Raw genomic sequence first — 11,556 nt, forward strand, 5'->3', positions numbered from 1 at the left:
CTATCGAGCAGGGATCAGGTTAAAGGTCGACAGGCCAGTGCGTAAGGGCCCGCGCCTTGTCACTTCCTCCAGAGCGTCACCTGGCGTACACAAAGGGGCCCGTCGCACTTGCGCACGACGGACCCCTGTTGCGGCGATTTGCCGGGCCACCGGGTGTTACCCGCGGTTACTTCTTGCCCTTGCCCGACCCCGCGCTGTCATCGCTGCTGAGTACCGCGATGAAGGCCTCCTGGGGAACCTCCACGGAACCCACCATCTTCATCCGCTTCTTGCCTTCCTTCTGCTTCTCCAGCAGCTTGCGCTTACGGGAGATGTCGCCGCCGTAGCACTTGGCGAGGACGTCCTTGCGGATGGCGCGGATGGTCTCGCGGGCGATCACCCGGGAGCCGATGGCGGCCTGGATCGGCACCTCGAAGGCCTGCCGCGGGATGAGCTCGCGCAGCTTGGCGACGAGCCGCACACCGTAGGCGTAGGCCGCGTCCTTGTGGGTGATCGCCGAGAAGGCGTCCACCTTGTCGCCGTGCAGCAGGATGTCGACCTTGACCAGGCTGGAGGTCTGCTCGCCGGTGGGCTCGTAGTCCAGCGAGGCGTAACCGCGCGTCTTCGACTTCAGCTGGTCGAAGAAGTCGAAGACGATCTCCGCGAGCGGGAGGGTGTAGCGGATCTCGACGCGGTCCTCGGAGAGGTAGTCCATGCCGAGCAGGGTGCCGCGCCGGGTCTGGCACAGCTCCATGATCGAGCCGATGAACTCGGTGGGCGCGAGGATCGTGGCGCGCACGACCGGCTCGTACACCTCGTTGATCTTGCCCTCGGGGAACTCGCTCGGGTTGGTGACGGTGTGCTCGGTGCCGTCCTCCATGACCACGCGGTAGACCACGTTGGGCGCGGTGGCGATCAGGTCGAGGCCGAACTCGCGCTCCAGCCGCTCACGGATCACGTCGAGGTGCAGCAGGCCGAGGAAGCCGACGCGGAAGCCGAAGCCGAGGGCGGCGGACGTCTCGGGCTCGTAGACGAGCGCTGCGTCGTTGAGCTGGAGCTTGTCCAGGGCCTCGCGCAGCTCCGGGTAGTCCGAGCCGTCCAGCGGGTACAGGCCGGAGAAGACCATGGGCTTGGGGTCCTTGTAGCCCCCGAGCGCCTCCGTGGCCCCCTTGTGCTGGCTGGTGACGGTGTCACCGACCTTGGACTGGCGGACGTCCTTCACACCGGTGATGAGGTAACCCACCTCACCGACGCCGAGGCCGTCGGCCGACAGCATCTCGGGCGAGTTCGTCCCGATCTCCAGCAGCTCGTGGGTGGCGCCCGTCGACATCATCTTGATGCGCTCACGCTTGTTGAGCTGGCCGTCGATGACACGGACGTACGTCACGACACCGCGGTAGGAGTCGTAGACCGAGTCGAAGATCATCGCGCGGGCGGGCGCGTCCTGGACGCCGACCGGCGCCGGGATCTCGGCGACGACCTTGTCCAGCAGGGCCTCGACGCCGAGGCCGGTCTTCGCCGAGACCTTCAACACGTCGCCGGGCTCGCAGCCGACGAGGTTGGCGAGTTCCTCGGAGAACTTCTCGGGCTGCGCGGCCGGCAGGTCGATCTTGTTCAGCACGGGGATGATCTGGAGGTCGTTCTCCATCGCCAGGTACAGGTTGGCGAGGGTCTGGGCCTCGATGCCCTGGGCGGCGTCGACGAGGAGGATGGTCCCCTCGCAGGCGGCGAGCGACCGTGAGACCTCGTAGGTGAAGTCGACGTGCCCCGGGGTGTCGATCATGTTGAGGATGTGCGTGTTGTTCTTGTCGTGGGTGGGAGCCCACGGCAACCGCACCGCCTGGGACTTGATCGTGATACCGCGCTCACGCTCGATGTCCATCCGGTCGAGGTACTGAGCACGCATCTGCCGCTGCTCGACCACACCGGTCAGCTGGAGCATCCGGTCGGCGAGCGTGGACTTGCCGTGGTCGATGTGCGCGATGATGCAGAAATTGCGGATCAGAGCCGGGTCGGTACGGCTCGGCTCGGGCACATTGTTAGGGGTCGCGGGCACGCAGGGTCCTGTCTCTTGAGGCGCCTTATGCCTCGGGTCGGATCTATACGTAGGTTCCATGGTCCCATGGGCGGCGACCGGGGACCGTTTTGGGCCGTCGGCCGGGCCACTGGTAGTCTGGGTGGCTGTGTCTCATGCCCTCTCAGCGCGAGGCACACCCCGAAGAAATCACCCGGTACAGGTCCCGTGCGGCTTCCGTGCGGCCCGGTGCCAGAACCTGAAAAGGCTCAATCAGTGGCGAACATCAAGTCCCAGATCAAGCGGATCAAGACCAACGAGAAGGCTCGGCTGCGCAACAAGGCCGTCAAGTCCTCCCTGAAGACCGCGATCCGCAAGGCCCGCGAGGCCGCTGCCGCGGGTGACGTCGAGAAGGCCGCCGAGCTTCAGCGCGCTGCGTCGCGTGCGCTCGACAAGGCCGTCTCCAAGGGCGTCATCCACAAGAACCAGGCCGCCAACAAGAAGTCGGCGCTTGCTTCGAAGGTCGCGTCCCTCTAAGGGCGACACCTTTCTGATCTGACCGCCGGAGGGAATCGAGCGGGCCCTCTCTCTTCCGCTCCCGTCCGGCACCCCAGGAGCCACGCGCGGCCTGCGTTCGCCACGCGGGCGTGGCCCCGACATCGTGAACCGAAGGCCCCGGCCTCTAGCCCTTCCCCAGGGCAGGCGCCGGGGCCTTCGGCATGGCTGCGTCAGGACCAGAACTCGTTGGTCATGTCGATGTCCGCGACGCATTCGTCGAGATCGGTGATCTTGTCGCCGACGATCCGGAAGACGATGCCGCCGCTCTCGTCGATGTGCTTGTCGCCCCGGTCGGCGGTGAAGCGGTGCACGGACATGGCGTGCCCGCGGCCGTCGACCAATATGTCGCGCAGCTCGACCTGGAACGAGCCGCCGGTCTCCGAGTAGAGCCGGCCGTAGTACCCGTCGAGGATCGAGTCGATCCCCTTGAAGTCCCCCGAGAGCTGGTGCGAGCCGGGCACATGGTGTGTGCAGTCCCCGGTCATCATGCCGCGCAGGGTGTCCATGTCTCCGCGCTGGAAGGCCTCGTAGCCCTTGCGGACGAGAGCCGCGTGCGGGTGTACAGCCATCTCCGATCGCCACCTTTCCCACTGTCCGGCGAGGTGCGGCTGACACGCCCGATTCTCCTCCCCCTCGCCGCTAGCCGCGCCCCCTGGACCGGGCGGCCCGCGCGATGGTCACGACGGCCTTCTCCAGGGCGTACTCGGGGTCGTCCCCGCCGCCCTTCACCCCCGCGTCGGCCTCGGCGACCGCCCGCAGTGCGATCGCCACGCCGTCGGGCGTCCACCCCCGCATCTGCTGGCGGACCCGGTCGATCTTCCAGGGCGGCATGCCCAGCTCGCGCGCGAGGTCGGCGGGGCGGCCGCCCCGTGCGGAGGAGAGCTTGCCGATGGCCCGGACGCCCTGGGCGAGCGCACTGGTGATCATGACGGGCGCCACGCCCGTCGCCAGCGACCACCTCAGCGCCTCCAGCGCCTCCGCCGCCCGCCCCTCGACCGCCCGGTCGGCGACGGTGAAGCTCGACGCCTCGGCACGGCCGGTGTAGTACCGCCCGACCACCGCCTCGTCGATGGTCCCCTCGACATCGGCGACCAGCTGACTCACCGCGGACGCCAGCTCGCGCAGATCGCTCCCGATGGCATCGACCAGCGCCTGACAGGCCTCCGGCGTCGCGGAGCGTCCGGTCGCCCGGAACTCCTGCCGGACGAACGCCAGCCGGTCCGCCGGCTTGGTCATCTTCGGGCACGCCACCTCCCGCGCCCCCGCCTTGCGCGCTGCGTCGAGCAGCTTCTTGCCCTTGACGCCCCCGGCGTGCAGCAGCACCAGCGTGATCTCCTCGGCGGGCGCCGCGAGATACGCCGTCACGTCCTTGATCGTGTCGGCCGACAGATCATGCGCGTTGCGCACGACCACGACCTTGCGCTCCGCGAACAGCGAGGGGCTGGTCAGCTCGGCGAGCGTGCCCGGCTGCAACTGCTCCGGAGCCAGCTCCCGCACATCCGTGTCGGCATCGGCGGCCCTGGCGGCCACCACCACCTCCCGCACGGCACGGTCGAGCAACAGCTCCTCCTGACCCACGGCGAGGGTCACGGGGGCGAGGGGATCATCGTTCGCAGTCTTCCTGGCCATCGCGCCAAGCATGGCACGCGGGACTGACAATCCTGCTCCGGGAGCCGGCCGGACTACGGTTCCGGGAGCCCGCCGACCCACGGCTCCGGGAGCCCGCCGACCCACGGCTCCGGGCGCCGACCGGCTACGGCTCCTCCCGCCAGCCCTCCCACTCCCCCGCGAACTCGTCCAGCTCCCCCGGGTCCAGCCGGCCCTGCTCGTCCCGCAGCACGACGAGCCACTGCGCGTCCTCGGCGTCGTCCTCCCCGGCCAGCGCGTCCCGCACCAGCCGCGGCTCCTCGTCGATCCCGAACCGCTCCCCGAGGGCCGCCGCGGCCTCCTCCGCCGCGTCACGGTCGGGCAGCACCAGCACATGTCTCACATCACTCACGGAGCCATTCTCGGGCACGGCCGAGGGACGTACGTTCGACGCCGCCCGACGGCCCCTTCGCGGCCCTCAGCTTCCCCCGTCGGGCTTGCGCACCGTCGGCACCCGGTCCAGCTCGATCCCGAACCGCTCCCGGTACACCCCCAGCACCTCCTCGTCCGTGCCCAACTCCCGCTGCTCACGCGTCCCGTCCGCCGCCGTCGACTTGAACGTGCGGCCGCTCAGCGTGATCCGCCCTCCTTCCTCCGTCACCCGCGAGCACACCAGCGACTGCGTGAAGTGCGAGACCGGCGAGGTCCGGTGCCACCAGGCCCCCGCCGCGAAGTCACCGAGCACCCGCGGCCGCCGGTCCACCCGGTACTGCGGCCGGCCGTCCATGACGACGTCCAGGTCCACCGCCTCCAGCACGTCGCACCCGCCGCGCACCCCGGCCGGGTCGGGGCCAGCCTCGACGACCCGGAACACACCCGCCGGATCGAGCTGCTCGCCCCGCGCCTCCAGCGCCAGCGGATAGTGGCTGTGCGCCCCGAAGCCCACGTCCGCCAGCCAGGCGCCCCCGTCGACGGTCCCCACCTGCAGCGCCATGTGGTCGTACGGGATCCCGAGCCGCTCCTCCTGCCCGTAGACCCGCGCCGCGAGGAGCGTCACGTCGAAGCCCAGCGCGCCGAGCAACGCCCCGAACGCCCCGTTCAGTTCGTAGCAGAACCCGCCCCGCCGCGCGCCCACCACCTTGTCCAGCAGCCGCTTCTCCTCCAGCACGATCTCCTCGCCGAGGTGGATCGACAGGTTCTCGAACGGCACGGTCTGCAGATGGCGCAGTTGCAGCTCGCGCAGCACGTCCACGGTGGGCCACGCCGGGTGCTCGACCCCAAGGCGTCGGAGATAGGCATCAGCCTCTACGGAATCCATGGCCTCAGTCTCCCGCCACGGTGAGTTCCGCGCCCGTACCCGCGACCGCGATCGCCCCGTCCTCGTCCGTCCGCAGCACCATCGCGCCCTGCGCCCGCAGCGCCGCGACGGTGCTGGGTGCCGGGTGGCCATATGTGTTGTCCTCCCCGGCGGAGATCAACGCCAGCCTCGGCGCCGCCCGGCGCATCAGCTCCGGGTCCTGGTACGCCGAGCCGTGATGGGCGACCTTCAACACGTCCACGCCGCCCAGCAGCGGTCGCGCCGGCGATCTCAACAGCGCCCGCTGTGCCGGAGGTTCCAGATCGCCGAGCAGCAGAAACCGCAGCCCGGCCGACCGGGCGAGCAGGGTCACGCTGGAGTCGTTCGGACCGTCCGGACCGCCGGAAGCCGACGCCGGGTGCGGCGGCGGCCACAGCACCTGCCAGCTCAGCGCCCCGGTGCGCCGCTCCTCCCCGGCCGTGGCCCGCGTCACGGGAATGCGCCGGGCGGCCGCCTCCCTGCGGACGAACTCCACCTGGTCCACGGGCGCTTCGTGCCCCGTCGTCTCGATCGCGCCCACCGCACGCCCCCGCAGAACGCCGGGCAGGCCGGCCACATGATCCGCGTGGAAGTGGGTGAGGACGACGAGCGGGATCCGCGTGATGCCGAGCGTACGCAGGCACCGGTCGACCAGCGTCGGATCGGGCCCGGCGTCCACGACCACGCCCGTCCCCGCCCCCGCCGCGAGCACCGTCGCGTCGCCCTGTCCCACGTCGCACATCGCGAACCGCCACCCCGGCGGCGGCCACCCCGTGACGACCCTGGTCAGCGGCGGCGGCCGCACCACCGTCAGCAGGAGCAGCGCCGCGCACACAGCGCACCACCAGGGGTGCCGCAGCAGCCGCCGGCCGACGAGCAGGACGACCACCGTGGCGAGGGCCAGCAGCGCCGCCCCGGTCCAGCTGCCGGGCCAGTCCACTCCCGCGCCTGGCAGCGCGGCACCCGTCCGGGCGACGTCCGCGATCCACCCGGCCGGCCAACTCGCGCACCAGGCCAGGGCCTTGGCCACCGGCATGGCGAACGGTGCCGTGGCCAGCGAAGCGAAGCCCAGTACCGTGGCCGGCGCGATGGCGAACTCCGCGAGCAGATTGCAGGGCACCGCCACGAGGCTCACCCGCGCCGACAGCACCGCCACGACCGGCGCGCACAGCGCCTGCGCGGCCGCCGCGGCCGCCAGCGCCTCGGCCGACCTGGGCGGCACCCGGTGCCTGCGCAGCGCGGCGCTCCACCGGGGCGCCAGGGTGAGCAGGGCACCCGTCGCGAGGACCGAGAGCAGGAAGCCGTAGCTGCGGGCCAGCCACGGGTCGTAGAGCACCAGCAGCAGTACGGCCGTCGCCAGCGCCGGGATCAGCGATCTACGGCGTCCCGTCGCCAGGGCGAGCAGCGCGACGGCTCCACAGGCCGCGGCCCGCAGCACGCTCGGGTCCGGCCGGCACACGATCACGAATCCGAGGGTGAGCCCTCCGCCGAGCAGCGCGGTCGTCCGCAGCGAGGCTCCCAGGCGCGGCGCGAGTCCGCGGCGCTCGGCCAGCTGGGCCATGCCGGGTGGGCCGATCAGCAGGGCCAGGATGATCGTGAGGTTGCTGCCGGAGACGGCGAGCGTGTGCGCCAGGTCGGTCTCCTTGAAGGCCTCGTCCAGCTCCGGCGTGATCCGCGCGGTGTCACCCACGACCAGCCCCGGCAGCAGCGCCCGGGCATCCGCCGGCAGCCCGTCCGTCGCTTCCCGCAGCCCGCCCCGCAGCCGCCCCGCCAGCCGCTGCGCCGCCGACGGTTCCCGCACGACCTCGGGCTCGCCCGCGTCCCGCACCCGCAGTACGGCGGCGATCCGGTCGCCACCCGCCAGGGCGGGGACGAACCTCGCGGTCAGTCGGAGGTGGGTGGAGGGGAGGAGGCTTAGCCAGGGGGAGGGCTGGTCGGGCGGGCGCGGGAGCTGGTTCGGCGGGGGCGGGAGCTGGTTCGGCGGGGGCGGGAGCTGGTTCGGCGGGGGCGGGAGCTGGTTCGGCGGGGGCGGGAGCTGGTTCGGCGAGAGTGAGGGCGGGGGTCGGTTCGACAACACCCTGTCCGAGGAGGTCGACTCCGCGTCGACGATCAGCAGCACCGGCGCCCGCGTCCCCACCGAATTACCACCCGCCTTTTCCACGCGCCGCACCTCCGCATTGATCAGCACGGCGCTCGGCGCCATGTGATCCCCCTTGACCCGAGGCCGGGTCAGCCGAGGGTCGGAGGTGATCTCCACCTCGGCCGTGACCGTGGCGTACTCCCGCGCCAGCCCCGGCACCGGCCCACGCCGCAGATCGGCGCCGTGCAGCCCGGCGGAGGCGGCGGCCGCGGCGACACAGAGCAGCACGGCGGCGACGGAGACACGGGGCCAGGACACCCGCCCGGGAACCGGGCTCCGCGTCCCGGGCGCCTGGGCACCACCGCCCCGCGCCCCGGTAACGCCACGCCGCCTCAGCAGAAGGACGCCCGCCGCGAGCAAGCAGACCACCGCTGTACGGAAGACCCACCGCGACGGGGCATCCAGCATCAAGGCCGCCGTCGCCCAGGCGGCCAGCGCGGGCGGCACGAGACGCAGGTCCGTCGGCCCTTCCTGCCGGGGGTGGGCGGCGCCGAGCCGTCGTCCCGACGCGGCGTGGACGGCGGTGCGGGCGGGCGCGAGGCCGGATGTGCGGACCTCGTGGCTCATGGCCGTACGAGATCTTGTAGATCGGCGAAACGGCGGTCGCCGATGCCGTTGACCTCACGCAGCTCGTCCACCGAGCGGAAGCCGCCGTGCTGGGTGCGGTAGTCGATGATGTGCTGGGCCAGCACCGGTCCGACGCCGGGGAGGGTGTCGAGCTGGTCCACGGTCGCGGTGTTGAGGGACACCGGCACGGCGGGCCCGGCGCCGGCCGTACCGCTGCCAGCCCCCGCCCCGCCCCCGGCCCCGGGCACGGCCGCCGGAGCACCGACGATCACCTGCTCGCCGTCCACCAGGAACCGGGCCCGGTTGAGACCGTCGGTGTTCGTGCCGGGGCGCACCCCACCGGCCGCGCTCAGGGCGTCGGCGACGCGCGAGCCCGCCGGCAGCCGATGGATCCCGGGCTCGCGCACCTTGCCGCCGACGTCCACCACGATCTCGGCCGCGGCCGTGCCCACGGCACCCCGCGCACCGACCCCCGCCGAGCCGCCAGAAGTCAGGTCACCGCCCCGCTCGCCGCCGGCCTCCGACCCGCCGAACGGGGGCACTGCTCGCACCACTTCGGGCGCCCGCACGGACTGCGTCCGCCCCGCCCAGAAGTGCTGCACCGCGAATCCGGCGGCGAGGACGAGCACCAGGGTGAGCGCGACCACGCTGCGCCGCTCCAGCCCACACCGTGCCTGCAACCACACCGGCATCCGCTCCCGCAAAGCCAGCCCGGCCCGCGCCCGCCACTCCCCACCGCCGCCGACGCCCGCGTCCTCGGGAGCGGCCCCGGCAACAGCCTCGGTGCGGCGATCGGCTTCGGACCCACGTCCGGCCCGACCCGCACCACCGGCCTGACCCGCACGACCGGCCCGACCCGCACCACCGGCCCGACCCGCACCACCGGCCCGACCCGCACCACCGGCCCGACCCGCACCACCGGCCCGACCCGCACGACCGGCCCGACCCGCACGACCGGCCCGACCGGCACCACCGACCTGACCCGCACCACCGGCCCCAACCTCTTCGAGCCGGCCGGCCTCACGCCCCGGCGGGCCCGCCCCCGACTCCCCCCACTCCTCGGCCCGTTCGGCGAACATCACCTCCGCCCGGCGGCGCAGCTCCTGCGCCGAGGCATGGCGCTGCCGCGCCCTCCCCCGGACATGCGTGCCCCGTCGGTGGCGGGCGCGGCTGTCGGAATACCGGCCGCGGCCCGGGCCACTGCTCACCGTCGTAGCTGTGCGTGTACGTGATCGAAGTGCCATGCGCCGAGGATCGGACACCTCGCCGTTCCCGCGATGATCTTGCTCAATTCCCGGGGACTACTCGCCAGTTGTGGAAAACTCCGCCACCCACACGAGTGCGGCACCCGCCCAACGGCCGCTCAGCGAGGCGAGACCACGACCCCCAGCAGCCCGGGCCCGGTGTGCGCCCCGATCACCGCCCCCACCTCGCTCACATGCAGGTCCGCCAGCCCCGGCACCCGCGCCCGCAAACGGTCCGCCAGCGCCGACGCCCGATCGGGAGCGGCGAGATGGTGGACCGCGATGTCGACCTGTGTGCTGCCCGCGCGGTCGGCGGCGATCTCCTCCAGGCGGGCGATCGCCTTGGAAGCCGTCCGCACCTTCTCCAGCGGCCCGATCCGGCCGCCCTCCAGCTGCAGCAGCGGCTTCACCGCGAGCGCGGAGCCCAACAGCGCCTGCGCGGCGCCGATGCGGCCACCGCGGCGCAGATAGTCGAGGGTGTCGACGTAGAAGTAGGCGGCCGTGGCCCCGGCCCGTTTCTCGGCGGCCGTGACGGCCTCGTCCACCGTGCCGCCCGTCTCCGCCGACTCGGCCGCCGCGAGCGCGCAGAACCCGAGCGCCATGGCGACCATGCCGGTGTCCACGACCCGCACCGGCACGGGCGCCTCGCGCGCCGCGAGGACCGCCGCGTCGTACGTACCGGAGAGCTCCGCCGACAGGTGCAGGGAGACGATGCCGGTGGCGCCGGCCTCGGCGACCTTGCGGTAGTGCTCCGCGAACACCTCGGGGCTGGGGCGGGAGGTGGTGACAGGGCGTCGCTTCTGCAACGCCTGGGCGAGGGAGCGGGTGGAGATCTCGGTGCCCTCGTCCAGCGCCTGACCGCCGACGACCACGGTCAGGGGCACCGCTGTGATGCCGTGGCGCTCCATCGTCCGGGGCGGCAGGTAGGCCGTTGAATCGGTGACGATAGCGACATGGCGGGACATGAGCTGGAGGTTACCTGGCGTAGCGCCCGGGCGGCAGCCCGACCCCGCTCAGCCGGTGAAGCCTTGACCGGAGCGCATCGCCGTCACCCGGGCTCAAGTCGTGCTCTCCGGGCGGGGTTTCTTCTGCCAGGGGTAGGTCGGGCGAGGGCCGGGCGGGTTGATGGCGGGCCTCGTCGGCTCCTCGGCCCGCTGGGTGCGAGGGGTGTCCGGCCAGGTCTGCTCGGTCGTCGGGCCGGCCTCGGCGGCGGGCGCCTCCGGCCACGGGGGCGGCGTCGACGCCGGCCGTTCCGACGGCGCCCCGGGCTCCGCCGTCGCCGATCCTGTGGCCGACGATCCGGTCGCCGAAGATCCCGCCGTCGAGGACTCCGTCGTCTGCCAATGCCGAAGCGCGCCGGTCTCCACGTCGATCTGCGCGCTGAGGGTGTCCAGGTCGTCCGCGGCGAAACGGCTCGCGCGGTCGCGGGCGGCCCAGCGCAGGGAGTCGGCGGCGTGGACGATCCGCTCGGTGCGTTCGCGCAGGTCGGGCAGCCGCTTGGTGAGGGTCGCGCGGTCCGGCTCGGACTCCAGGCGCCGCAGCTCCGCGTCCAGTTCGTGCCCGTGCGCGCTCAGGCGCTCGAAGAGGCCGAGCGACTCCTTGAGGGACGTGTCCTCGGCCGAGCCCGCGTGCAGGGCGTCCTGCGTGGACCGCATGGAGGTGCGCAGCTTCAGACGCAGCTGGGCGATCTCGCCGGCGGGGCCCGTCTGCGCGAAGGACTTGGCCCTCAGCGTGTGGTCCTCGACCGTGCGCCGGGCGTGGGTGATCGTCTCGTCCACGCGGCGCTTGGCGGCCCCGACCACCTTCACCGTGGCGTACGCGCCGAGCGCGACGAAGAGCACGAAGAGCAGGGCGAACACTGCGATCACTGCTTCCACGAGCTCCTCCTCCGACCGGCGACGGCCCACGCCGCGTCACTCTTCAACGGTAAACGCAGCGGGCAGGCCCGGAGTTCCAGAAGAACCCCGAACCTGCCCGTAGGGGATCACCCCGAGCGACGATCACCCGGAGACGTCCGCCGCCAGCAAAGACCACCCGGAGACCTCCGCCGCCAGCCCGCCAGCCCGCCAGCAAAGACCACCCGGAGACGTCCGCCGCCAGCGAAGATCACCCGGAGACGGTGCACCGCCCG

Annotated in this window: 11 protein-coding genes; 2 read left to right on the top strand and 9 right to left on the bottom strand. The window is 72.4% G+C overall.

Annotation, left to right across the window (positions count from 1 at the left end):
- Positions 1–166: 166 nt before the first annotated feature.
- Positions 167–2,035 (bottom strand): translation elongation factor 4, encoded by a 1,869-nt coding sequence (gene lepA / locus ACIRD7_RS11505; RefSeq protein WP_403452437.1) that lies wholly within the window; start codon positions 2,033–2,035, stop codon positions 167–169.
- Between the two features lie 234 nt (positions 2,036–2,269).
- On the opposite strand from lepA, the gene rpsT reads away from it, so the two are divergent.
- Positions 2,270–2,530 carry a 30S ribosomal protein S20 gene (rpsT, locus tag ACIRD7_RS11510; protein WP_403452439.1) on the top strand — a complete coding sequence of 87 codons (261 nt, stop codon included), beginning with the start codon at positions 2,270–2,272 and terminating at the stop codon, positions 2,528–2,530.
- A 191-nt stretch (positions 2,531–2,721) separates the two neighbouring features.
- On the opposite strand, the gene ACIRD7_RS11515 is transcribed toward rpsT, so the two are convergent.
- The 6 genes from ACIRD7_RS11515 to ACIRD7_RS11540 form a co-directional block, all read right to left on the bottom strand.
- Entirely contained in the window at positions 2,722–3,120 is a 399-nt protein-coding gene (locus tag ACIRD7_RS11515) for a nuclear transport factor 2 family protein (protein WP_403452440.1), read from the bottom strand.
- Positions 3,121–3,190: 70 nt separating this feature from the next.
- Entirely contained in the window at positions 3,191–4,180 is a 990-nt protein-coding gene (gene holA, locus ACIRD7_RS11520) for a DNA polymerase III subunit delta (protein ID WP_403452442.1), read from the bottom strand.
- A gap of 124 nt (positions 4,181–4,304) precedes the next feature.
- Positions 4,305–4,550, bottom strand: a complete 246-nt coding sequence (locus tag ACIRD7_RS11525; protein WP_403452444.1) for a hypothetical protein — start codon at positions 4,548–4,550, stop codon at positions 4,305–4,307.
- A 66-nt stretch (positions 4,551–4,616) separates the two neighbouring features.
- Entirely contained in the window at positions 4,617–5,456 is an 840-nt protein-coding gene (locus ACIRD7_RS11530; protein ID WP_403452446.1) for an arylamine N-acetyltransferase, read from the bottom strand.
- 4 nt (positions 5,457–5,460) lie between these two features.
- The gene (locus tag ACIRD7_RS11535) at positions 5,461–8,181 is read right to left on the bottom strand and encodes a ComEC/Rec2 family competence protein (protein WP_403452448.1); all 2,721 of its coding nucleotides are present in this window, start codon (positions 8,179–8,181) and stop codon (positions 5,461–5,463) included.
- Positions 8,178–8,828 (bottom strand): helix-hairpin-helix domain-containing protein, encoded by a 651-nt coding sequence (locus ACIRD7_RS11540; protein ID WP_403452450.1) that lies wholly within the window; start codon positions 8,826–8,828, stop codon positions 8,178–8,180. The genes ACIRD7_RS11535 and ACIRD7_RS11540 overlap by 4 nt, the downstream gene beginning before the upstream one ends.
- Between ACIRD7_RS11540 and ACIRD7_RS11545 the strand changes: the two genes are divergently transcribed.
- The gene (locus ACIRD7_RS11545; RefSeq protein ID WP_403452451.1) at positions 8,775–9,413 is read left to right on the top strand and encodes a hypothetical protein; all 639 of its coding nucleotides are present in this window, start codon (positions 8,775–8,777) and stop codon (positions 9,411–9,413) included. The genes ACIRD7_RS11540 and ACIRD7_RS11545 overlap by 54 nt on opposite strands.
- Positions 9,414–9,544: 131 nt before the next feature.
- Here ACIRD7_RS11545 and ACIRD7_RS11550 read toward each other — a convergent pair whose 3' ends face one another.
- Together ACIRD7_RS11550 and ACIRD7_RS11555 are read right to left on the bottom strand one after the other, a co-directional pair.
- The gene (locus tag ACIRD7_RS11550; RefSeq protein WP_403452453.1) at positions 9,545–10,390 is read right to left on the bottom strand and encodes a DegV family protein; all 846 of its coding nucleotides are present in this window, start codon (positions 10,388–10,390) and stop codon (positions 9,545–9,547) included.
- Between the two features lie 93 nt (positions 10,391–10,483).
- Positions 10,484–11,302, bottom strand: a complete 819-nt coding sequence (locus ACIRD7_RS11555) for a hypothetical protein (protein WP_403452454.1) — start codon at positions 11,300–11,302, stop codon at positions 10,484–10,486.
- Positions 11,303–11,556 lie beyond the last annotated feature (254 nt).

The organism is Streptomyces sp. NPDC093568, from assembly GCF_044764945.1.
Lineage (GTDB): Bacteria > Actinomycetota > Actinomycetes > Streptomycetales > Streptomycetaceae > Streptomyces.